General features: G+C 52.0%; 20 protein-coding genes. 10 read left to right on the top strand and 10 right to left on the bottom strand.

Translation table 11 applies throughout. From position 1 onward, the window contains the following. Window positions 1-15: 15 nt before the first annotated feature. Window positions 16-279, bottom strand: a complete 264-nt coding sequence (locus tag TALK_RS18430; protein WP_085620624.1) for a DUF1127 domain-containing protein — start codon at window positions 277-279, stop codon at window positions 16-18. A 141-nt stretch (window positions 280-420) separates the two neighbouring features. Between TALK_RS18430 and TALK_RS18425 the strand changes: the two genes are divergently transcribed. Next, a complete protein-coding gene (locus tag TALK_RS18425; RefSeq protein WP_085620623.1) occupies window positions 421-1,380 on the top strand; it encodes a transcriptional regulator GcvA in 960 nt (319 codons plus the stop codon). On the opposite strand, the gene TALK_RS18420 is transcribed toward TALK_RS18425, so the two are convergent. Next, window positions 1,377-1,793: a DUF1489 family protein gene (locus TALK_RS18420; RefSeq protein ID WP_085620622.1), complete on the bottom strand. Its 417-nt coding sequence runs from the start codon at window positions 1,791-1,793 to the stop codon at window positions 1,377-1,379. The two genes, TALK_RS18425 and TALK_RS18420, sit on opposite strands and share 4 nt — an antisense overlap. A 217-nt stretch (window positions 1,794-2,010) precedes the next feature. On the opposite strand from TALK_RS18420, the gene TALK_RS18415 reads away from it, so the two are divergent. The 6 genes from TALK_RS18415 to TALK_RS18390 all read left to right on the top strand — a co-directional run bounded on the left by TALK_RS18415 (window position 2,011) and on the right by TALK_RS18390 (window position 9,481). After that, on the top strand, window positions 2,011-2,304 hold the full coding sequence (locus tag TALK_RS18415; protein ID WP_085620621.1) for a DUF2849 domain-containing protein: 294 nt from the start codon (window positions 2,011-2,013) through the stop codon (window positions 2,302-2,304). A 10-nt stretch (window positions 2,305-2,314) separates the two neighbouring features. After that, window positions 2,315-3,970, top strand: coding sequence for a nitrite/sulfite reductase (locus tag TALK_RS18410; protein WP_085620620.1), 1,656 nt, complete (start codon window positions 2,315-2,317; stop codon window positions 3,968-3,970). Continuing rightward, on the top strand, window positions 3,957-4,481 hold the full coding sequence (locus TALK_RS18405; RefSeq protein ID WP_085620619.1) for a DUF934 domain-containing protein: 525 nt from the start codon (window positions 3,957-3,959) through the stop codon (window positions 4,479-4,481). Before TALK_RS18410 ends, TALK_RS18405 begins: the two co-directional genes overlap by 14 nt. A gap of 453 nt (window positions 4,482-4,934) precedes the next feature. After that, entirely contained in the window at window positions 4,935-6,299 is a 1,365-nt protein-coding gene (locus TALK_RS18400; protein ID WP_085620618.1) for a hypothetical protein, read from the top strand. 34 nt (window positions 6,300-6,333) lie between these two features. Continuing rightward, the gene (locus tag TALK_RS18395; RefSeq protein ID WP_245830037.1) at window positions 6,334-7,701 is read left to right on the top strand and encodes an MATE family efflux transporter; all 1,368 of its coding nucleotides are present in this window, start codon (window positions 6,334-6,336) and stop codon (window positions 7,699-7,701) included. A 109-nt stretch (window positions 7,702-7,810) separates the two neighbouring features. Beyond that, a complete protein-coding gene (locus tag TALK_RS18390; RefSeq protein WP_139833878.1) occupies window positions 7,811-9,481 on the top strand; it encodes a methyl-accepting chemotaxis protein in 1,671 nt (556 codons plus the stop codon). 8 nt (window positions 9,482-9,489) lie between these two features. Here the strand turns inward: TALK_RS18390 and TALK_RS18385 are convergent, their stop codons facing one another. From TALK_RS18385 to TALK_RS18355, 7 genes are all read right to left on the bottom strand, one after another. Beyond that, window positions 9,490-9,984 (bottom strand): GNAT family N-acetyltransferase, encoded by a 495-nt coding sequence (locus TALK_RS18385; RefSeq protein WP_085620617.1) that lies wholly within the window; start codon window positions 9,982-9,984, stop codon window positions 9,490-9,492. A gap of 5 nt (window positions 9,985-9,989) precedes the next feature. Next, on the bottom strand, window positions 9,990-10,919 hold the full coding sequence (locus tag TALK_RS18380; protein ID WP_085620616.1) for a hydroxymethylglutaryl-CoA lyase: 930 nt from the start codon (window positions 10,917-10,919) through the stop codon (window positions 9,990-9,992). Between the two features lies 1 nt (window position 10,920). Beyond that, window positions 10,921-12,924: an acetyl/propionyl/methylcrotonyl-CoA carboxylase subunit alpha gene (locus TALK_RS18375; RefSeq protein ID WP_085620615.1), complete on the bottom strand. Its 2,004-nt coding sequence runs from the start codon at window positions 12,922-12,924 to the stop codon at window positions 10,921-10,923. Window positions 12,925-12,926: 2 nt separating this feature from the next. Further along, window positions 12,927-13,748 carry an enoyl-CoA hydratase/isomerase family protein gene (locus tag TALK_RS18370; RefSeq protein ID WP_085620614.1) on the bottom strand — a complete coding sequence of 274 codons (822 nt, stop codon included), beginning with the start codon at window positions 13,746-13,748 and terminating at the stop codon, window positions 12,927-12,929. 7 nt (window positions 13,749-13,755) lie between these two features. Further along, complete coding sequence (locus TALK_RS18365; RefSeq protein ID WP_085620613.1) at window positions 13,756-15,366, bottom strand: carboxyl transferase domain-containing protein; 1,611 nt, start codon at window positions 15,364-15,366, stop codon at window positions 13,756-13,758. Between the two features lie 305 nt (window positions 15,367-15,671). Further along, the gene (locus tag TALK_RS18360; RefSeq protein WP_085620612.1) at window positions 15,672-16,280 is read right to left on the bottom strand and encodes a 2-hydroxychromene-2-carboxylate isomerase; all 609 of its coding nucleotides are present in this window, start codon (window positions 16,278-16,280) and stop codon (window positions 15,672-15,674) included. A gap of 125 nt (window positions 16,281-16,405) precedes the next feature. Beyond that, complete coding sequence (locus TALK_RS18355; RefSeq protein WP_085620611.1) at window positions 16,406-16,879, bottom strand: Lrp/AsnC ligand binding domain-containing protein; 474 nt, start codon at window positions 16,877-16,879, stop codon at window positions 16,406-16,408. A 185-nt stretch (window positions 16,880-17,064) separates the two neighbouring features. On the opposite strand from TALK_RS18355, the gene putA reads away from it, so the two are divergent. The 3 genes from putA (at window position 17,065) to TALK_RS18340 (ending at window position 22,191) form a co-directional block, all read left to right on the top strand. After that, entirely contained in the window at window positions 17,065-20,874 is a 3,810-nt protein-coding gene (gene putA / locus TALK_RS18350; RefSeq protein WP_085620610.1) for a bifunctional proline dehydrogenase/L-glutamate gamma-semialdehyde dehydrogenase PutA, read from the top strand. Window positions 20,875-21,171: 297 nt separating this feature from the next. After that, window positions 21,172-21,801: a BON domain-containing protein gene (locus tag TALK_RS18345; RefSeq protein ID WP_085620609.1), complete on the top strand. Its 630-nt coding sequence runs from the start codon at window positions 21,172-21,174 to the stop codon at window positions 21,799-21,801. Between the two features lie 156 nt (window positions 21,802-21,957). Further along, window positions 21,958-22,191: a (2Fe-2S)-binding protein gene (locus tag TALK_RS18340; RefSeq protein ID WP_085620608.1), complete on the top strand. Its 234-nt coding sequence runs from the start codon at window positions 21,958-21,960 to the stop codon at window positions 22,189-22,191. A gap of 90 nt (window positions 22,192-22,281) precedes the next feature. On the opposite strand, the gene TALK_RS18335 is transcribed toward TALK_RS18340, so the two are convergent. Beyond that, complete coding sequence (locus TALK_RS18335; RefSeq protein ID WP_085620607.1) at window positions 22,282-23,343, bottom strand: Glu/Leu/Phe/Val dehydrogenase dimerization domain-containing protein; 1,062 nt, start codon at window positions 23,341-23,343, stop codon at window positions 22,282-22,284.

The raw sequence follows: 23,343 nt of genomic DNA, 5'->3' as shown, positions 1-23,343 counted from the left end.
CGTCTTTTTTCAGTATCAGAGCGGGAAGGATTTCCGGTATTCGGCCTCGGCATCGCTGCGTGAAAGGCCGATATCGGAAAGCTCACTTTCGCTAAGACGCATCAGGGCACGCCGCTGTGCCCGTTTTGCCAATGCATCCGCAAACTGATCGAAAATCTGGTTGATACCGTTTTGCAGGTTTTTACCGAAATGATGTATCGCGCCTGCGTGACGTGGGGTGTTGTGCTGTGCGTGAAGAAGGTTGTGGCCAGAAGTCGTCTGGCAATGCGTATGTGCCATGGTCGTTCTCCCGAATTGAATTCCTCTAATGGAAGTTTGAGGCTGTTGAGGGCATAATCCTGCGAAATGGAGCGCGTGACAAACGAGTATTTCTGGGGTTATGTATTAGTCTGTCTAATGATGATTTAACCCGAGGCCGTCATGCGTTTGCCACCGTTACAGTCTTTGCGGGCCTTTGATGCCGCGGCCCGGCATCTGAACTTTACCCGCGCAGCCGAAGAATTGTTTGTTACCCAAGGCGCAATCAGCCAGCAGATTCGCCAGCTTGAAGAATATCTGGGGTTCAGGTTGTTCTTTCGGCTGCCGCGGCGATTGCAATTGACCGAGGAAGGTGATCGGCTGGCACGCGCGACCTATGAAGGGTTTTCACGTATTGCCGGGGAAATCGAAAGTCTGCGTGCGGTCGAAGAAGCCGGGGTGGTGACGGTCAGTGTCTTGCAATCTTTTGCTGTCAAATGGCTGATTCCGCGCCTTGGGCATTTTCGCAAAGAACATCCTGATATTGATGTCCGCATTCATGCTGATGACCGCTTGGTCGACTTTCGAAGCGAAGGCATAGACCTTGCCGTGCGGTTTGGGCGGGGGCGCTATCCCAATCTTTACACAGAACTTCTGATGCGCGACGAGGTTTTCCCGGTTTGCAGTCCGGATTATCTGGCATCCAGTGCGCCGTTAAATCGGCCTGCCGATATTGCGGGGCATCAGCTGTTGCATGATGCGACGTCACATATTGATCAACCGCGCGCAGCCGATTGGCAATTCTGGTTGGAGGGAGTCGGGGTTAAGGGGATCGATCTGCGCCGTGGTTTGCGGTTCAATTCCGGCGATATGGTCATTCAGGCCGCTTTGATGGGGCAGGGCATCGGTATGGCGCGGACCAGTCTGGCCGCACAGGATTTGAAGGCTGGTTTGCTGGTGCGACCCTTTCCGCAAACCGTGGCGTCAAACTATGCCTATTATTTGACTTGTCCCGAGGAAAACATGAACCGGCCGCGTGTGCAGGCGTTTATTCGCTGGCTAAAGCACGAAGTCGCAGCGACCCTTAAGGACATCGAAGAAAACCAGCCCGCCTTGACGGTGATAACGCTTGCCTCCGATTAAATCAGGCCCAATTCGCGTAGTTCGTCGGCCATGTCTTCGGGCAGGGTGTCTGTACCGCGGCTCTGTTTTTCATCGGGCGGGCATTTGTCCGCCGTCAGGTAACGCCATCCCTGAAACGCACGATGCGGATAGGTACGCGTTTCAATCAGTTCCGGGTCAAGGACGATACGACAATATTTGACGCCTTCTTCGTCGATGAATTCTTCCAGGTCGAGCACGCGTTGGCGTGCACGAATAGCCCCCTTGATCACCCAATAAATTGATCCATCATCCAGAATTTCTGCACGGCGTTTCGGAGTCATTCGCGTGGTGTGGAAAATCCGGCCATGAAGACCACCGAAATAAGCCTGCCATTGGCGCAGTGTTTCGGGGCTTTCAGTACCGACGCTGAGTTTGATCAGGTGAAGGGGCATGATGTGTTCGAATTCTTTCGGGCGGGACAGATGTTATCTGACCTAGAAGTCATAAGCGATTTGGTCAAGTCCGGATTAATTAACACACTTTAATAATGTACTTTACTATATTTAACAAAAAAACTTGACCAATAGAGAATAATCATCCAAATTCTGCTGCAGAAAATGTCCATAGACAGGACATCACCCAGAGAGATTTACAGGCTGAGAGAACCGAATGTCCCTGCAAGTTGTCACGGCAAACCGTCTTGATGACGGGCTGGTGGTGTTTCTGACCGCTGATGGTGGTTGGAGCGAAAACATCGACCAGGCACGTGTTGCCGACGGAAAAGAGGCGGGAAACGCCTTGCTGGCCGAGGCCAGCGTTCCCGAACTCGATATCATAATTGTCGGCCCGTATCTGATCGAGGTCGAACAACAAGACGGTGGACTGGTTCCGACGAAATACCGTGAAATCCTGCGCACCAAAGGTCCGAGTGTGCGACAGGATCTCGGCTATCAGGCCGGGTAAGGAGATAGCCATGTATCGTTATGATGATTTCGACCGCCAGCTGGTGCTGGAACGTACCGAACAATTCCGCGAACAGGTGGAACGCCGCCTTTCTGGTGATATTACCGAGGAACAGTTCCGCCCGCTGCGTCTGATGAACGGTGTGTATCTTCAACTTCACGCCTATATGCTGCGTGTTGCCGTTCCCTATGGCACGCTGCGCGCTGATCAATTACGCCAGCTTGGCTATATCGCGCGTCGTTATGACAAAGGCTATGGTCATTTTACAACGCGCCAGAATATCCAGTATAACTGGCCAAAGCTTGATGAAATTCCCGACGCATTGCTTGATCTTGCCAAGGTCGAAATGCATGCCATTCAGACGTCGGGGAACTGCATTCGTAATACCACGACCGACCAATATGCCGGTGCTGCTGCCGACGAAATCGAAGATCCGCGCCCCTATTGCGAACTGATCCGCCAGTGGTCGACTTTCCATCCGGAATTCACCTATCTGCCGCGTAAGTTCAAGGTCGCCGTAACCGGTTCGGCGAATGATCGCGCAGCGGTCAAAGTTCATGATATCGGGCTTCGTATGCATCATAACGATGCGGGGGAAGTCGGTTTTGAAGTCATTGTTGGCGGTGGTCTTGGCCGAACACCGTTTGTTGGCAAAACCGTGCGCGACTTCATCGGTAAGAACGATCTGTTTTCTTACCTTGAAGCGATCCTGCGTGTTTATAACCGCTTTGGCCGCCGGGATAATAAATACAAAGCCCGTTTCAAAATTCTGGTTCATGAAATCGGGATTGAGGAAGTTCAGCGTCTGGTCGAAGAAGAATGGAACCTGATCAAGGACGGCTCGTTGCGTGTTGATGATGCGGAAATCGCGCATTACATCGAACAATTTGCACCACCCGCTTTTGAAACCCTGACTGACGATGATGCCGAGTTCGAACGCCGTAAGGCAGAGAACCGCGAATTCGCAAACTGGGTACGTTCGAACGTGATTGCACATAAACAACCGGGTTATGCGATTGCCAATGTATCGCTCAAACCGATTGGCGGCATTCCAGGGGACGCAACCGATACCCAGATGGAATTGGTTGCTGATCTTTCGGATCAATACAGCTTTGGCGATGTTCGCGTAACGCATGAACAGAACCTTGTTTTGCCGCACGTCAAAAAAGCCGATTTGTTCTCGCTTTGGGCCGAGCTTAAAAACGCCAATCTGGCGACCGCCAACCTTGGCTATGTTTCGGATATCATTTGCTGTCCGGGGCTTGATTACTGTGCCTTGGCAACCGCGCGTTCGATCCCGTTGTCGCAGCGCATTTCGGAACGGTTTTCCGACCTGGATCGCCAGCATGATATCGGCGAGCTCAAAATCAAGATTTCCGGCTGCATCAATGCCTGCGGGCATCATCACGTTGGTCATATTGGTATTCTGGGCCTCGATAAACGCGGTAAGGAATTTTATCAGATTACCCTTGGTGGTGACGCCAGCGAGAATGCCGAAATCGGCAAGATCGCCGGAGCTGGTTTTTCTGAGGCCGAAGTTGTGGATGCCATCGAAAGTCTGGTGACCAAATATCTTGGTATTCGTGAAACCGGCGAACGTTTTATTGATACCTATCGCCGTGTCGGCATGGACCCGTTCAAAGAGGTGCTTTATGGCGATCGTTAAGAATGACAGCGTGATCGATCAGGAATGGATCACGGTTGATATCGAAGGCGACCTGCCAGCGGGCGAAGAAAACATTATCGTGCCGTTGGCGCGGTTCAAGGAAGAACGTGAAACGCTGATTGGGCGCAATGGCGGTCTTGGTGTTCAATTGAACTCTGGTGATGCACCCGAAGATCTGGCCGATGATCTGGACCGTCTGTCGATCATTACGGTCAATTTCCCGGCTTATACCGATGGACGGGGGTATTCCTATGCTCGTGTTCTGCGTGAACGCTTTGGTTTCAAGGGCGAACTACGTGCGATCGGAGACGTATTGCGTGATCAGATCCTTTATATGCATCGTTGTGGTTTTGATGCCTATGAACTGAAAAATGATGATGATGTTTCTTTGACCAAGGTGCGGGCCGCGTTGAAGGAAATGACGGTTTACTACCAGCCAACAGGCGATGGGCGGGCGACTGCGGCGTCGCTTCGTGAGCAGCGGCGTGCAGCAATTAAAACTGCTTCCTGATATTTGTTTGTTAATTCGGACCGGGCTTTGAAGCTCGACCTTTAAGGCGCCCGTTTCGGGCGCCTTTTCTTTTGCCCTGATTAAGACAGTATTTTTTGCAAATAGTTGATGGCATTTATGCGTTGGCGAGATGGAACGAAATCTATCTCATTGCCTTGATTATTTATTCTTTTGTATAGTTTGTTTTGATCGGAATTCACCTTTTGGGTGGTATTCTGTCAGGTGACGCGATATACACTTATAAGATGTTTTCTGTGGTATTTTAGACAACCATAATAAATCAATCGATTGATTTATTTGGCCAAAAAGGCGATCAATAATATATGTTGACCAACAAATGGGTGCATTCTTAGGGGGCGATTATTGGGAAAAATCTGACCGACGTGATGGTAATAACGGTCGGGTTTTGGAATTTGGGTTCGCGTTTCTGGCTTCAACAGGAAAAGGCTTCCAATGTCGATCGAGCAAAGCCTGACAGGATTTGGTGACAACTGCGTGATTACACGGGATTTTACCCGGTATGATCAGGGTTATCAGGATAAGGCGCTCAAATATATCGATAATCTGGGCGCACTTTCAATCGCATTGCGCAAGTTTTCGGAATACAGCCGAACCATGCTGGCGTCCCAGCAACTTTATATCTATGCCAAATGGTTGGCGCGTTATACTGCCTATTGGCCAGAGCTTGATCGGATGGTTGATCGGCTTGAAAACAGTTTTGATGACGCTGATCAATGTTATGTTGCGCGCCAATCATCAATCGATGGGTCGTGGGGGTGGCAATATAATGAATTCCATCACAAATTCGATGCAACCATCGTCCGTTTGCATGAGCTTGTCCGCGAAGGGCGTGCACCGCGTTATCCGCTAAGCTTCTTGGAACCTATCGCAACGGCACCAGCCATGCGCGACTATCTGGAAAAATTGCTGGTTTCCGATATTGCGACAACCGGGCGCAACCAGCGTGACGAATTTGGCAGCGTTATATGCTGTCTGGCGCAGCTGTGTTTCAAACCGTCGCTTCGCCGCTATGCGCAGGAAAATGTATTGGGCATCGAGCTTGATCAAAGCTATGTCGATGCGTTTCGCGATTTTCTTGATGAAATCCAGAACCCTGAAACGGGTTATTGGGGCCCTTGGTATGTGTCGGATGGCAAGACCTATCGCTATGACGATCTGAGCTATACTTTCCATATTGTATCTTACCGCAAGGGGCGGGTTGGATATTGGCCAAACATTATTCGGACGACCCTTGAAAGCAGCACGTTTGAATACCCGCAAGGTTGGCTCAGCCGGGGCGCATTTAACAATCACAACAATTACGATGTTGCGAAAATATTTCGTTATGGCTGGCCGCATATGCGTTCCAGCGAACGGGAACTCGCGCGCGATCAGATTGCCGGGATGCTCGATTGGTGCCTTGCCCAGTCGCTAAAGCGTGATGGCAGTTTTGTACCGGACAGCAAGTTCTATAACTCGCTTGAATCCTGTTATTATTTCGGCGTGTCATTCCTTGACGAGGTCGGTTATTTCCAATCGTCAAAACGGTTCTGGACCTCGCAGAAATTCCCATATGCCCCGGTGATACAATCGCGCATTCGTCGCAAGCTTGACGAATTTGATACCGAAAACCCCAGTGTGATTGCAGCAAAATGGAAAATCGGCCCGGATGCAGTTCTGGGGGATACCGTTCAAGGGGCGTTGCCGAAATTGGCGAATGCCCGAACTGCACGGATATCGCATTTATCCGGCGATGATTGTGCTTCGACCGAGGAACGGGAATTCGAATATATCCTGCGGCCGAACAATGATGGCTGATCGTGTTTATGTCTTCGCGCGGGTATAATTTCTAATGGCTATGGCGTCGCAATATTTTGTGTCGGGTTCAATCCTGCGCCATATCTTTTCGATGGCCCATACCAGCATGCTTGCACTGGTGGCGATGGTGCTGGTCGATGCGCTGGATTTGTTTTTTCTGAGCCTTCTGGGCGATGTTGAAATTATCGCCGGGCTTGGTTTTGCCTGGCCAATTATTTTTTTCACACTGGCCGTTTCTCTTGGCATTTCAACGGCCATGACGGCCCTTGTATCTCGCGCCGAGGGACTTGGTGATCGTGAACGGGCAAAAATATATGCCACCCATATTTTGGTGTTTGGTCTTGCTCTATCTGGCGTGATGACCGTGGTCCTGTGGCTGGCAGCACCTCTTATGCTGGGTGTTTTCGGGGCAGTCGGCAAGGCGCATGAAATCGGTGCAACCTATGTACAGATTGTCATTCTGTGTTTGCCGGTGTTGGTGCTGAGCATGTCTTCAGGCGCATTGTTGCGCGCCATCGGGGCCAAGCAACGTGCCATGTGGTCGAAAATGGTTGGCGCAGGCGTTAATGCAATCCTCGACCCGATCTTTATCTTCGGCTTTGACTGGGGTGTTGAAGGGGCTGCATGGGCGACTGTTTTGTCACGCATCGCCATTATGGCGGTGGCCTTTTACGGCGTGCGCAATGTTCACCATATGCTGGGCCGGTTTAATGGGGAATTGTTCCGCAAGGATATTGGCGATATCGCGCGGGTAACGGTGCCGGTTGGTCTGGCAAAAGTTGGTCCGCCGATGGCCAGTGCCTTTATCATGGCCAGCATGGCAAAGTTTGGTTCTGATGCGGTGGCTGCTATGGCTATTATTGAGCGCATCGCGCCCTTTGTCTTTGTCGGTTACATGGCGCTGCCGCAGGCAATCGGGCCAATTATCGGTCAGAATTTTGCTGCGGGAAAAATGGATCGGGTACGACGTATTTGGCATAACGTCTGGGCGCTGATTGCGGTTTATGGTGTCGTCGTATGCAGTGCGCTGTTCCTGTTTCAAGGGCAAATTTCCCGGCTGTTCAGCGCGACCGACCAAACAACGGCCTATCTTGCAATCTTTTGTAGTTTTACCGCACCATTCTATGTGTTTCAGGGGCTACAATTTTCATCGCATACCTTTTTTAATGTCACCGGTCGCCCGAACCTTGCGATGGTTTTTGACCTTGCTAAGGAGCTGTTGGGGGTGATCCCGCTGGTTTGGCTTGGCAGTTATTATCTTGGGGCGGTTGGCGTATTGGCTGGGCAGGCGGCTGGTATTGTTTTGTTTGGTGCGGTAACAGGAATTGTAAGTTACCGAGTTGCTTGCCGAGCACAGCCTTTAGCTTGCACTGGCGAACCGGAAATAGGGTCTACTACCTAAGTCGTTGTGTTTTAACTTTGGTATGATTTGATATATATACATTTGGGTTGTAAAAAACATCTCCCTTTCCCATATCAGGTAAAATTGTTTTTCTTATATGGGGACTGAAATGATATCTATTTTCAACCACTTAAAGATATCGACAAAGGTCTTTGGTGGCTTTGGTGTTGTGCTCGCGCTGCTCGCGGTGATGTCACTGTTTGCAGTGTTGTCGATCAGCAGCGTGGGTGACGATTTTATTCGTTACCGTCAAATTGCCCTGCAATCCAATCAAGCCGGTCGTGTCCAAGCCAATCTGCTTGAAGCACGTGTTTCGGTCAAAGGTTACCTTTTGACCGGGTCTGAAACATCAGCTGAAAATGTTAAAAACCGCCTTTCTTCGTCGATCACATTGAATGAGCAACTGATAAATCTTCTGGATAATCCCGAATATCACAAAATGGCGCAGGTCGCTGATGAGCACCTGAAATCTTATCGTGATGCTTTCGATAGGATTATATTAATGCCTGCAAATGATCCGGCACGCGACACTTTGGTGACTGGTACGTTGGATCGAATTGGGCCAATAATTGCCGAAAACCTTGAAAAATTAAAACTGGCTGTAAAGGCCGAGCAGGATGAGATCGGACCACGTGCCACAAAGGCAGCCGAGCAATCCATTCTGGTTACCGAAATATTCGCTGGAATTGCGATCGTTCTTGGCATTTTCGCCGCGTGGGGAATTGGTGTGGGTATTTCCCGCCCAATACGTGCGATCACGGATGCGATGAATGGGCTTGCGGGTGGTAACAAACAGGCCGAAATCCCAGGACAGGATCGCAAAGATGAAATCGGTGATATGTCCAAAGCCGTTTTGGTGTTCAAGGAAAACATGATCCGTGCTGACGAATTGGCTGCGCAAGAGGCGGAATCTGCCAAAAATCGTGAAATACGTGTCCAAAAAATCAATGAACTAACATCGGGCTTTGATCAGGATGTGACCTTGGTTCTTAAGGCGCTTGCGTCTGCTTCGACCGAAATGAGAACGACCGCAACGGGCATGACGAGCACGGCCGAGGAAACCAGCCGACAGTCGAGCATCGTCGCTGCTGCGGCAGAGCAGGCATCAAACAATGTGCAGACCGTTGCCAGTGCTTCAGAAGAACTGAGCGCATCCATTGCAGAAATCACCCATCAGGTCAGTCAGTCTTCGACGGTGGCAGGTCGTGCGGTAATTGATGCCGAACGTACCAATGTGCAGGTGCGTGGCCTTGCTGCGGCGGCCCAGAAGATTGGTGATGTGGTCGGCTTGATCAGTGATATTGCCGAGCAGACCAACCTTCTGGCTTTGAATGCGACCATTGAGGCTGCTCGTGCAGGGGATGCAGGTAAGGGCTTTGCCGTCGTTGCGGCAGAGGTCAAAAATCTTGCGACAGCAACCTCTAGGGCGACAGACGATATCACATCCCAGATCACAAGCATTCAGCAGGAAACCGATGGTGCCGTTGATGCAATTGCATCTATATCAAGCACCATTTCAGAAATCAGTGAAATTGCTGCGGCCATCGCAAGTGCGGTTGAACAACAAGGTGCTGCGACCCAGGAAATCACCAGAAATGTGCAAGAAGCGGCGGCTGGAACATCTGAAGTTTCTGAAAATATCATTGGTGTAAACCAAGCTGCAACTTCAACAGGGGCGGCGGCTGAAGATGTTTTAAGTGCATCGGGAGAGCTGTCTGAGCAATCAGAATTGCTGCGTCAGAAGGTGGAAGAATTCCTTAATGGAGTTAGGACGGTTTAGGTTTTCTTTTAAGGATGGAGCGTCATCAGATGGCACAAGCCTTCTGTCGTCTGATGTTCGCCCTGTGCAATGAAGCCGATCGCCTCGTAACAGCGAATAGCACGCTCGTTTTCGGGGTCGGGATCAATGCCGATCATGGGGACGCCACGCTTAAATAGCCTCTGTGTCAGAGTTTTCAGAAACATCTGCCCGTGCCCGCAGCCCATCATGTTGGTCATGCCAATAAATGCATCAAGACAACGCGCGTTTTCAGGAAGATGTGCGAAATGTTCCTGCGGCCAATGGTGTGCATTATAATGTTGGACAAAAGCAAACGGCCGATTGCGATAGGACACAATCAGCGTGGCGATTTCCGGCAGTTCAATGTCCTCGGCAATTAATTCGATCTGCTCGTCCGGGGCCCCCCACCAGCGGATAATTTCAGGCACATGAAGCCAGCGGCGGATCATGGGGAGGTCGTTGGGGACGGCACGCCGAAAACGATATATTTCGGCGGCGGTCATCGCCGTCAGGCCCCGACAGTATCGCGATTGGCGGCAAGCGCCAGGTTTGCCTTTGAGCCGGATATACGGCCAATCTTTCCGGTGATCCAACTGCCGGTTTCGGCAAGCTTTTCAAGGTCAATACCGGTTTCGATGCCAAGCCCGTTTAGCATATAGACAACATCCTCGGTCGCGACATTGCCGCTTGCGCCCTTGGCATAGGGGCAGCCGCCAAGACCGGCGACAGAACTATCAATGGTGGTAACCCCCATTTGCAGAACCGCCAGAAGGTTTGCCAATGCCTGACCATAGGTATCGTGGAAATGGGCGGCAAGTTTGTCAATGGTGACATGCTTGCCAACCGCCTCGATCATGGCTTGGGCTTTGCCCGGCGTGCCAGTGCCAATCGTGTCGCCCAGACTGATTTCATAGCAACCCATATCAAACAGGGCCTTTGAAACCTCGGCTACCTTTTCCGGTGCGATATCGCCTTCGTAAGGGCAGCCAAGGACACAGGAAACATAGCCGCGTACCGCAATACCAGCCGCACGGGCGGCATCAATGACCGGACGAAAACGATCAAGGCTTTCTATGATCGAACAATTGATGTTTTTCTGCGAAAAACTTTCCGACGCAGCCCCGAAAACCGCGACTTCTGTCGCATTGGCGGCGATGGCGGCTTCTAGCCCTTTAAGGTTTGGGGCCAGCACAGGATAGGTTACACCGGGTTTGCGTGTGATGCGTGCCATTACATCTGATGCATCGGCCATTTGTGGTACCCATTTGGGGCTGACAAAGGCGGTGGCCTCGATCACCGACAATCCGGCATCGTTCAGGCGATGGATCAGTTCGACCTTGGTGTCGGTCGCAACCATCGTCTTTTCATTCTGTAGCCCGTCACGCGGGCCAACTTCGACAATTTTGACGTGCTTGGGCAGGTCCGAAAGGCGGGGCATCTTATTCTGCCTCCGTAATCGCGATCAGTTCTGCACCGTCATCGACTTGATCGCCGACAGCAAAGAATATTTCGCGAATTGTGCCCGAAACCGGTGCTGAAATGGTGTGTTCCATTTTCATTGCTTCCATCACTACAAGTTTGTCGCCCGCAACAACAGATTGCCCCGGTTCGCACAGAACGGCAATGATTTTACCGGGCATTGGTGCGGTTAACCCGCCACCGGCACCTTCGTTGCCGCCTGCTGCGGCGACCGGATCAAAGATTTCCAGCCGGTCAGAGCGGCCATCGCGGAAGATCGTCAGCCGGTTGCCATCGCGCAGAACACAGGCGCGCTTGCGAACATTATCAAGTGTCGCATGGATCGCGCCGTCATTGCCAAGTTCGACGGATGCCGTGATGGCACTGCCATCGGGCATGTCGATGACATAACCCTGATTGCGGTAATGCACCTTAATCAGCAAGTCCGATCCATCGTGGCGCAGGATCAAGTCATGATGATTATCGTCATTTAGACGCCATCCCGCTGTACTGTGCCATGGTGAGTAAGGATCGCTGCTTTGGGCGGCATGGCTTGTGGCCTCTGCATCACGATGCAGCAAGATATCAAGGGCGGCAAAGGCCAGTGCCTCGTTATCGGGCGTGGTCGGGTTGGGGATCAGGTCGGCAAGATATTGACCAATGAAACCGGTTTCGACTTCACCGCGTTCAAATGCGGGATGGCGGGCAATATTGGCAAGGAAGGCGGTATTGGTCGTAACGCCAACAATCTGCACGTCATTAAGGGCGGTTGCCATGCGACGAAGGGCGGATTTTCGGTCTGTGTCCCAGGTGATCAGTTTGGCGATCATCGGGTCATAATGGATGGAAACTTCGCCGCCTTCGTAAACGCCGGTATCGATCCGAACATGATCATTTGCCGTTGGCATGCGCATATGAACGAGTTTCCCCGTGGCGGGCAAAAAGTCATTATGCGGATCTTCGGCATAAATCCGCACCTCAAAGGCATGCCCATTTATGCGCAAATCACCCTGCTTTTTGGGCAATTTTTCACCGTCGGCGACGCGTAATTGCCATTCTACAAGGTCCTCGCCAGTGATCATTTCCGTCACCGGATGTTCGACCTGAAGGCGGGTGTTCATTTCCATGAAATAGAATGTACCCGATGCATCCAGCAGGAACTCAACCGTGCCGGCACCCTGATAGCCAATCGCCTTGGCGGCATCAACGGCGGCCTTGCCCATTTGCGCACGCAGGTCTTCGGGCATATTCGGGGCGGGGGCTTCTTCGATGACTTTCTGATGGCGGCGTTGTAGGGAACAATCACGTTCAAACAGGTAAACTGCGTTGCCATGGCTGTCGGCAAAGACCTGAATTTCAACGTGGCGTGGTTTGACAATCAGCTTTTCAATCAGGCAATGATCATCGCCAAAGCTGCTGGCAGATTCGCGTTTGCAGCTGACCAATGCGTCTTTGAAATCAGCTGATTTTTCAACGGCACGCATGCCTTTGCCGCCACCACCGGCTGATGCCTTGATCAAGACCGGATAACCAATTTTATCGGCCTCAGCCGCCAGAAGGTCAGGGTTTTGGTCTTCGCCGTGATAACCCGGCACCAGCGGTACACCGGCCTTGCCCATGATTTTTTTGGCTTCGGATTTCGATCCCATGGCACGGATTGCACTTGCCGGCGGGCCGACAAAGGCACAGCCGATATTTTCAAGTGCTTCGGCAAAATCGGCATTTTCCGACAGGAAACCATACCCGGGGTGAACTGCGTCGGCCCCGGATTGCGCGATGACTTCAAGCAGGCGGTCGGTGCGCAGATAGCTGTCTTTCGGGGCTGCCCCGCCGATGTGATAGGCCTCGTCCGCACGTTTGACATGCAGGGCATTGGCGTCCGCATCGGAATAGACCGCGACGGTTTGAATACCCATGCGGCGGGCAGTCTCAATCACGCGGCAGGCAATTTCACCACGGTTGGCGATTAGAATTTTGCGCGGCATGATTATTTCTCACTCCACTTCGCGGGACGTTTTTCAAGAAATGCGCTGACACCTTCGCGGCCTTCGGCACTTGCGCGCTGATGGGCGATCCGATTGGCGGTATCGTCAATCACGTCATCATCAATTGGTTTGTTGGCAACAGCAGAAATCAGTGACTTTGCCGCCGTCATGGCATTCGGACCATTGGCCAACAAAAGCTTTGTCATCGCATCACCACGCGCTGTCAGGTCGTCGCTTGAAACCACTTCATGAACCAAACCGATGGCCTGTGCGGTGGCGGCATCAAAGCGTTCCGCGCTTAGGAAATAACGCCGCGCCTGCGATATGCCGATAGCTTCGATCACATAGGGCGAAATCACCGCCGGGATCAGGCCCAGCTTGACCTCGGACAAACAGAAACTTGCACGGTCAGATGCGATGACGATATCGCAACATGCGGCCAGACCAACCCCGCCGCCAAAAGCCGCACCATTGACCAAACCAATGGTGGGTTTGCTGCAAAAGTTAAGCGTCTTCATCAAGCGTGCAAGCCCGCGGGAATCTGCAAGGTTTTCCGCATGGTCATACCCGGCCATGCGTTTCATCCAGTTAAGATCAGCACCGGCGGAAAAGCTTTTGCCTGCTCCGGTCAGGATCACGACACGCACAGCAGGATCGGCATTCAACGTTTCAAGTTTGGTGGTCAGATCGCCAATCAGAACATCGTCAAAAGCATTGTGGATTTCCGGGCGGTTAAGCGTTATGCGGGCAACACCTGATGCGCTGATTTGGCAGATTACAGCGTCGGTAGACGGCGTTTTGTTATCGTTGTTTACATTATTCATAACGACCTCACATCCGAAACACGCCAAAGCGCGTTTCCTCGATGGGTTTATTCAGGGCCGCCGAAAGACCAAGGCCCAGAACCATACGGGTGTCGGCTGGATCAATGACACCATCATCCCAAAGGCGGGCCGAGGCATAATAGGGATGGCCTTGTTCCTCGTACTGATCGCGGATTGGCCCCTTAAAGGCTTCCTGTTCTTCAATCGGCCAGGTTTCACCGCGTTTTTCCTGTGCATCGGCACGGATTTGGGTCAACACATTGGCCGCCTGTTCCCCACCCATGACCGAAATACGCGCATTGGGCCACATCCAAAGGAAGCGCGGGCTATAGGCGCGGCCGCACATGCCATAATTTCCGGCGCCGAATGATCCACCGATCAGAACGGTGAATTTCGGGACTTTGGCCGTGGCAACGGCGGTAACCAATTTGGCGCCATCTTTGGCGATGCCGCCGCTTTCATATTTGCGGCCGATCATAAAGCCGGTGATGTTTTGCAAGAAGACCAGCGGAATGCCGCGCTGGGTGCACAGTTCAATGAAATGCGCACCTTTCAGTGCGCTTTCGGAAAACAGGATGCCGTTATTGGCAATGATGCCAACCGGATAACCAAAAATTCGGGCAAACCCGGTGACCAGCGTCGTGCCGTATTGGGCCTTGAATTCGTCGAATTCCGAGCCATCGACAATGCGGGCAATCACTTCGCGCACGTCATAGGGTTTTTTGGAATCGCTGGGGATGACGCCATAAACCTCGCGCGGGGCATAGATCGGATCGCACGGTGCGGTCAGGGTCAAACCGGGGTTTTTCGTCCAGTTCAGGTTCTTGACGATATTACGCGCGATTGACAATGCATGGGCATCGTCCTGTGCATAATGGTCTGTGACACCAGATGTTTTACAATGAACATCAGCACCGCCAAGATCTTCGGCCGAAACGACTTCGCCGGTTGCAGCCTTTACCAGCGGCGGCCCCCCCAAAAAGATCGTACCCTGTTTGCGAACGATGATGCTTTCATCTGACATGGCCGGAACATAGGCGCCGCCCGCTGTGCAGGATCCCATGACAACCGCGATTTGCGGAATGCCTTTCGATGACATGGTTGCCTGATTAAAGAAGATGCGCCCGAAATGGTCGCGATCGGGAAAAACTTCGTCCTGACGTGGCAGGTTGGCACCGCCACTATCGACCAGATAAATACAAGGCAGGTTGTTTTCGAGTGCGATTTCCTGTGCACGCAGATGCTTTTTGACGGTCATCGGGTAATAGGACCCACCTTTGACCGTCGCATCATTGGCAATGATGACACATTCAACGCCGGAAACCCGACCTATGCCGGTGATGATGCCTGCAGCCGGAACATCTTCGTCACCATACATGCCGTATCCAGCAAGCTGCGATAGCTCCAGAAACGGGGACCCGATATCAAGTAACTGGCGAACACGTTCACGCGGCAACAGTTTGCCACGCCCCGTATGGCGATCACGTGCACGTTCACCACCACCAAGCTTGATCTGTCCGATCTGGTTGCGCAGGTCTGCGACCTGTTTTTCCATCTGTTCGGCATTGTAACGGAAATCTTCCGAGCGGGGATTTACCGCAGATTTCAGTACCGTCATCGTCAATCGACACCGTCTGTTGCGGGGTCCGGATTGAAAAGGCAAATCGGACCCGAAGTGAAGGGCATTTTATGGCTGCTTTTATGGTGGAAGTTTACGTAAACGTCAATATTAAATAGGTAATTTAGTACCGAATTTACTTATATCAAAAATTTGGGGGGATTCAGCCAGAATTTCAAGGTGTCAGGGTGGGGCTGACATGGCCAAAGGCGGTCGGGTTATTTAAATATCACGGGTTTCAGCCGCAGTTGAGGTCGCTGTGGATGTTTGTCTGCTGTGCGGATAAGGACAGGTGGCTAGCAGGATCAGCCGTTAGTTTGGTTATGCAACTTGATCCAGTGTTCAAGTTGTTCCAGTCGGTCATTGCCAAAAAAGGCTTCGTCTTCATAGAAGAAAAACGGAGAACCAAAAGCACCGTGCGCGATGGCTTCGTCGGTGACCTTGCGAACATGCTGTTTCCATTTTGGGTTCTCGACGGCCCTGCGCAAATCGCCGGCATCAATGGAATGGCGGGTCGCGGTGGCAAAAACGGTTTCCGGGTCGGACATATCAAGTCCGTCGGCAAAATAACCGCGATAGATGTCTTTGGCGAATTTGATGGCGGTTGCCGGTTTTGTTGAGGCGATCCAATAAAACGCGCGTGTCGGTGTCAGAGCGGAATAAGGGAAGTTGGCCGGGATGTGGAACGGTGTGTTTTGTAATTTGGCGCAACGTTCCATATCGCGTTTGAAATAGTCGCCACGGATTGGTTGGCTAAGCAACGGGCTTTGCCCTGTTTGCTTGAAAGCAGCCCCGATCATGAAGGGGCGCCAATTTGCCGTGATGCCCGTACGGTCGACGAATGCGTCGATACGTTCCGCCGCCAGATAGCCATAGGGTGATGAAAAATCAAAATAGAACGTGACTTCTGACATGTTGTGGGACCCGCAATCATTGACGTAAAACACAGAGCTTTAACGCAAAGGGTGCGCAACCATCGTCAGGATGGTTTGGCGATAGTGACCTACTAAGCAATTGTCGTGCAACAAAATAAACGGATCTATGAGATCGTTATGCCCGGGCGGACTTTTACTTCTTCCATTACAACATATGTATGAGTTTGACTGACGCCCTGTACGGAAGAAAGGCGTTCAAGGAATTCGCGATAGGCATACATATCGGCAACCCGAAGTTTCATCAGATAGTCGAAACCACCGGCAACCATATGGCATTCTTCGATTTCGGTCAGCTTGCGAATGGCAGATGCGAATACGTCAAAAACATCGGGTGTGGTACGATCCAGCGTGATTTCAACAAAAACCACCAGTGACTGGTTAAGTTTTCGCGGATCAAGCAGCGCCATATAGCCGGTAATAAAGCCTTGCTGTTCAAGGCGGCGAACACGTTCAAGGCATGGGGTCGGGCTTAGATTGACGCGGCGTGACAGCTCGACATTGGACATGCGACCGTCATTTTGAAGTTCGCGCAAAATCTGTTTGTCGATTTTATCCAGGCTTTTGTGATTCTTCTGCATTTTAATCTTATGACCAGTGTTTATGACTGCGCTAAAAGTGTTTCTGTGGATGATATATCGTAAAATAAAGGAAAATGGCAGCACATTTTTTAAATGCGAATATATCTTTTGTGCCTGTAGAGAAGATAACTCTGTGTTCCTGATTGGGAACGATAGATTTGCTTTTGCAAGGAGAATCCATCGCCATGTTCCGCATCGATATGCCCCAGGCCAATGAAATTCGCGCGAAAATCCGTGAAACGTACCGCACTGACGAAGAGGCGGTTGCTGAACAGATGATCGACGCGGCACGTTTGGCCCCTGAACAGGCCGCCCGCGTTCAGGATCGCGCTTATCAACTGGTTGCCCGCGTTCGCAAGGCTGACAATGGTAAAAGCGGCATCGATGCGCTGTTGCATGAATACGAGCTGTCGAGCAAGGAGGGCGTCATTTTGATGTGCCTTGCCGAGGCGCTTTTGCGTGTGCCCGATGCGGTGACGGCCGACAAGCTTATTCAGGATAAGCTGTTTGACGCTAACTGGCAAAGCCACCTGGGGCATTCCGATAGTTTCTTTGTCAATGCCTCGACCTGGGGACTGATGCTGACCGGCAAGGTGATCAAATTTGGCAAGGCTGAAAAGGCCGATCCCGGTGCGTTGTTGAAACGCATGATCGCGCGTTCCGGCGAGCCGGTAATCCGCAAGGCTTTTAATCAGGCGATGCGCATCATGGGGCGTCAGTTCGTGATGGGGCGCACCATTGCCGAGGCCGCCGAACGTGCCAAGGTGAACGAGGAAAAGGGCTATCGCTATTCCTATGACATGCTGGGCGAGGCCGCCCGCACGATGGAAGACGCGGATCGCTATTTCAAATCCTATGTCGATGCGATCAACGATATTGGTAAGGTCGCCAAAAACCGTGGCCCGATCAACAGTCCGGGTATTTCCGTAAAACTTTCGGCGATCCATCCCCGCTATGATTTCGCCAATTATGATCGCGTCATTAACGAATTGGTGCCACGGCTAAAGCAACTTGCGCTGTTGGCCAAAAAATACGATATCGGCTTTACCGTCGACGCCGAGGAAGCCAATCGTTTGGACTTGTCGCTGGACGTGATCGGAGCTGTCTTTGCCGATCCTGATCTGGATGGCTGGGAAGGATACGGACTGGCGGTTCAGGCCTATCAAAAACGCGCTTACCACGTGCTGGAATGGCTTGCCGATCTTTCGGTCAAGGTTGGTCGCAAAATGATGGTGCGTCTGGTCAAGGGCGCCTATTGGGATACCGAGGTCAAGAATAGCCAGGAAAACGGTTTCGAAGGCTATCCGGTGTTTACCCGCAAGGCCGCGACCGATGTTTCCTATTTGGCATGTGCGCGTTTTATGCTGTCGCACCGTGATGCATTTTATTCTCAGTTTGCCAGTCACAACGCCCATACTGTGGCATCGGTTCTGGAAATGGCTGGTAATGACCGGACATTTGAATTCCAGCGCCTGCATGGCATGGGCGAAGCCATGTATGAGCAGATTGTCGATAAGGCCGGTGAAAATGTGCCGTGCCGTGTTTATGCCCCGGTCGGCACCCACGAAGATCTTTTGGCCTATCTGGTTCGTCGTCTTTTGGAAAATGGGGCCAATACCAGCTTTGTGAACCGCATTCAGGACGAACAACTGCCGATCGAGGAAATGATCGCCGACCCGGTGGAGAAAATGGCAGCTCTGCCGCGAAAAGCGCACCCGAAAATTCCGGCGCCGATTGATCTTTATGGTCCGGGCCGGGTCAATTCCAAGGGCATTGATCTGACCGACACCACCAAGTTGCTGCCGTTGGCAGAAAAATTGGCATCGATCCAGGGCAAGGTCTGGTACGCAGCCCCGCTGATTGATGGCAAATTGGTTTCGGGCGAGCCGATTGACGTTTTAAACCCGGCAAATCGCAAGGAAAAAGTTGGTGAACTGGTTCAGGCCGGTGCCCCAGACGTCGAGGCCGCAATCCTTGCTGCGACCAAGGGTTATGGGATTTGGAATAAAACCCCGGCCAAGGAACGTGCGGCCTGCCTGCGTCGTCTTGCGGATCTTCTTGAAGATAACATGGACGAGTTCATTGCCCTGTGTCAGCGCGAAGCAGGCAAGCTTTATTCCGATGGTGTCGCAGAAGTCCGCGAAGCTGTTGATTTCTGCCGTTACTATGCCAACCGGGCCGAGGAAAGTTTCCGCGAGGGAAGTGTCCTTGAAGGTCGTGGCATTTTCGTTTGCATCAGCCCATGGAACTTCCCGCTGGCAATCTTCCTGGGGCAGGTCAGTGCCGCCCTTGCCGCCGGAAATGCCGTAATCGCCAAACCGGCCGAGCAAACATCGCTGGTAGCCGCCAAGGCCGCGGAACTGATCCTTGCCGCTGGCGTGCCAGGTTCGGCATTTACGTTATTGCCGGGGCCGGGCCGTGTGGTTGGGAGCCTTTTGATTAATGATCCGCGTATTGGTGGGGTTGCCTTTACCGGATCGACTGAAACCGCACAGATCATCAATCAGGCATTGGCGAAACGCCCGGGTGTTCCGTTGCCGCTGATTGCCGAGACTGGTGGTCAGAATGCGATGATTGTTGATTCAACCGCATTGCCAGAACAGGTTGTGCAGGATGTCATTATCTCCGGTTTCCAGTCCGCCGGTCAGCGTTGCTCGGCATTGCGGGTCCTGTTTGTTCAGGAAGACATCGCAGACAAGCTTTGTCACATGCTGGTCGGCGCGATGAAGGAACTGCGCGTTGGGGATCCGAAATTTCTTGATATTGATGTAGGGCCGGTGATTGATGAACGGTCTCGCAAGACCCTTGTCGCCCATGCTCAACGGATGACCAAGGAAGCCAAACTGCTTCATGCTTGCGACATTTTACCCGAATGTGACGACGGGACTTTCTTTGCCCCGCATTGCTTTGAAATTCCATCGATTGATGTTCTGGAACGCGAAGTGTTCGGGCCGGTTGTTCATGTCGTGCGGTTCAAGGCGCGCGATCTGGACAAGGTTCTCGATCAGATTAACGCATCGGGTTACGGCCTGACGATGGGCATCCATTCGCGGATCGATAGCACGGTGCGTCAGATTTCGCAGAAGCTGCGTGTTGGTAACTGCTATGTGAACCGTAATATGATCGGTGCGGTTGTCGGGGTTCAGCCGTTTGGCGGGCAGGGGAAATCCGGTACCGGCCCCAAGGCTGGTGGCCCGCACTATGTTGAACGTTTTGCCAAACCGGTAAGTAGCGCCGCAACAGCGCCCCAAGAAAACGATGCGATTGCCGATGATCGTTCGCCGATTGTGATCAAGGCATCCCTGAATGATGCCGACTATCGCACGATGCTGGACGCACAGGGTAAATGGCAGGCGGTTGATGGCAATGAACGGGTGCGTATTCTTGAAAACCTGTCCGCGAAAATGGTCGATGCAAGCGTCAGCGATTTGTCGGAAAATGCTGATCTGTTTGCGCATTTTGCAGCCATTTCAGAAAACGGATTTGTCGCACCCACCCGGATGCCGGGGCCGACCGGCGAAACCAATGATCTTTATATGCTGGGACGTGGTGTTTATTTGGTGCAAGCTGAAAACGATGCCGAGGCATCGCGTGTGATCCGCCATATCGCGGCGGCCCTTGCCGCTGGCAATGCGGTGATTGTTGCCGGGGATCAGAAATGGCTGGGGGGACTGGTAAAGTTTTCTGCCGATGCCGGTCTTCCGGCCAAGCTTGTAACGGTCGTCGCATCGAAAGTTGGCATTGCCGTGATGTATGATGGCGACGTTGCTGGTGTTTCATGTGTGGCGCCGCTTGATCGGGTGACCTCGTTCAAGCAACTGCTGGCCAAGCGCGATGGTGCGATCCTGTCATTGATTTCTGACAGTGGTGCCGATGATGACGGTGCGTTGCCTGATGAAATCTTCCTGCATCGGTTTGCGACAGAAAAAACAGTTACGATCAATACAACAGCCGCTGGTGGAAACGCATCCTTGATGTCGATGGGCGAGAGCTGAGGACGAAACCTGATCTGGGGCACACCGGTCAGGTTAATCAAGGTCCGGGGTGATGATATGCCCGCGGGCGTGATATGAATCAGATTGGGCCGGGGCATAACCCCGGCCTTTTGCTTTTTTAAAGCGCGCCGACGCCCGCATCATTGTGCGCGGGCTTTTTTTTGTCATAATCACCTGCAACAACATGATGCGGAACCACAGGTAGTTCAGGGCGTTAAAGTTATATTGCGATCCACTGTATTAGTGGTTCAGGAAATTTGAATATGCCGATGTATCGGCATAAGGAGGAGCACCTAGATGATCAGAATTTCCCGAGGTTGGCGCGACGCGATGAAGGCCGTATCGGTATGTGCCGTTTTGGCGATGCCGCTTGCGGCATGTGGTCCGCTGCAAATGCCGCTGGAAGACCGCACCGGGAATGACCAGTGGGTCGATACCAAAATAAAGTCAGGCATTCTTGGCGAGTTTTCAAAGGTCGACCATACCTATTTGATCGATGTGAATGTCGATATCTGGAAACAGCAGGTGATGATCACCGGCATGGTTGATTCCAAGGGCAAGTATTTCGACGTCATGTCGATTGTTAAACAGGATGACCGAATTAAAACGGTTTATGACCATCTGGAGGTCGCGGACGCGGAAACCATCGATGCCTATCACAAGGCCGAAGATGAATATGGCAAAAACGCTGTCCCAACCGATTCGGCGACCCAAAGTGTTTCCGATACCTGGATTGAAAGCCAGATCAAAGCCTTGTTATTGGCTGAGAAAGGCGTGAGCTCGGTCAACTATCGTTGGCAGTCGGTAAGCAACATTGTCTACATCATGGGCGATGCGCAAAGTGGCGAGGAACTCGATAAGGTGCTTTCGATTGTTCGTCGCATCAAGGGTGTTAAACGCGTGGTGAGCCACATCGCAACCATCTGATCACCTTGTGATTAAAAGATTTTTTCGTAATCCCCAGCAAATCTGCCAATTTGCTGGGGATATTTTTTATGGATTTGTTGCAAAAGTGTTTGAAAACTATTCGCAAGTAGATTACTGGTGTGGTGCTGTAATTAATAACTGATTGCAATTTAGCTGATGTATGTGTGCATTTGTAACGCGCTAAAAGAACGCGATGTGCGCCGGGCTGCCGTAGAAGGTGGTGCCTCGCGTCCTGCCGATGTTTTTCGTTTTCATGGTTGCGCCCCACAATGTGGGAAATGTGCATGTCACATGCGCGCCGAGTTGTCGCAGACAAAAAACTGTGGCAATTGTGATTGCGAAGATGCGGCTGCTGTTACCGCTAACATCAAGCCAATTGCTGCTGAATAGTCGGCTATCAGAATTTTAATGCGTGATTGAAAAGGCGAAACCCATGGGGCTTCGCCTTTTGTTTTGTGTTCAGCATGGAGCAGGGGCAGATTAGGTCACTGTTTTGGCTTTTGAGCCAAAGCGTTCTTCAGCAAGACGATCCGCGACAAATCCGGTTGAAAGGTTCTGCTGTTTGGCGCGTTCAAAGATTTCGCGCACCGTGGCACCAATACCTTCGATATGTTTGTTGGTCTCGGTTACCGGTTTGCCTTCGCGGCAATAGTAAACTTCGACCACACCCCCGGCGTTGATCACATAATCCGGCGCATAAAGGATATCGGCTTCGCGCAGCATGTCACCATGACGATCCGATTCCAGTTGGTTATTGGCCGCACCGGCAATGATGCGGGCGCGAATTTTGTTGATGCTGTGATCATTGATCACACCACCCAATGCGCAAGGTGCCAGAATATCGACATCCGCATATAGGATTTCATCTGCGGGCACCGTGGTCGCACCAAATTCGGTAACAGCGTTATTCACGTTGTTTGCGTTCAGGTCCGCGACAACCAACTGTGCACCTGCTTTGTGCAGCATACGGCACAGGTGATATCCGACATTGCCAAGGCCCTGAACGGCCACGCGCAGACCGCCAAGGTCATCGTGACCATTCTTGAAGCGAACTGCTTCTTTCAGGCCCATAAACACGCCATAGGCGGTGAAAGGCGATGGATCACCGGTTCGTGCCGGGTCTTTGCCATCATTGATGCCGCCGACATGTTTGGTCTGGCTGGCGATTTGGACCATATCTGCCGGGGTGGTGCCGACATCCTCGGCAACGATATAGCGCCCGCCGACTTGTTCGATGGCACGGCCCATGGCCCGGAACAGTTGCGGGGTTTTCTGACTACGTGGATCACCAATAATTACCGACTTTCCACCCCCAAGCGGCAGATTGGCAAGGGCGGATTTATAGGTCATGCCACGTGATAGGCGTAGAACATCATGAATGGCTTCCTGTTCGGTCGCATAGGGCCACATACGGCACCCACCCAGTGACGGGCCGAGATTGGTATTGTGCACAGCAATGATCGACTTCAGGCCTGTGTCGGGATCACTGGCGAAAACGACCTGTTCGTGGCCGTCAAATGCGGTATCGGAAAACACGTTCAT

It is taken from the genome of Thalassospira alkalitolerans (genome assembly GCF_002115745.1).
Taxonomy (GTDB): domain Bacteria; phylum Pseudomonadota; class Alphaproteobacteria; order Rhodospirillales; family Thalassospiraceae; genus Thalassospira; species Thalassospira alkalitolerans.
This window is presented reverse-complemented; position numbering and strand designations above follow the sequence as displayed.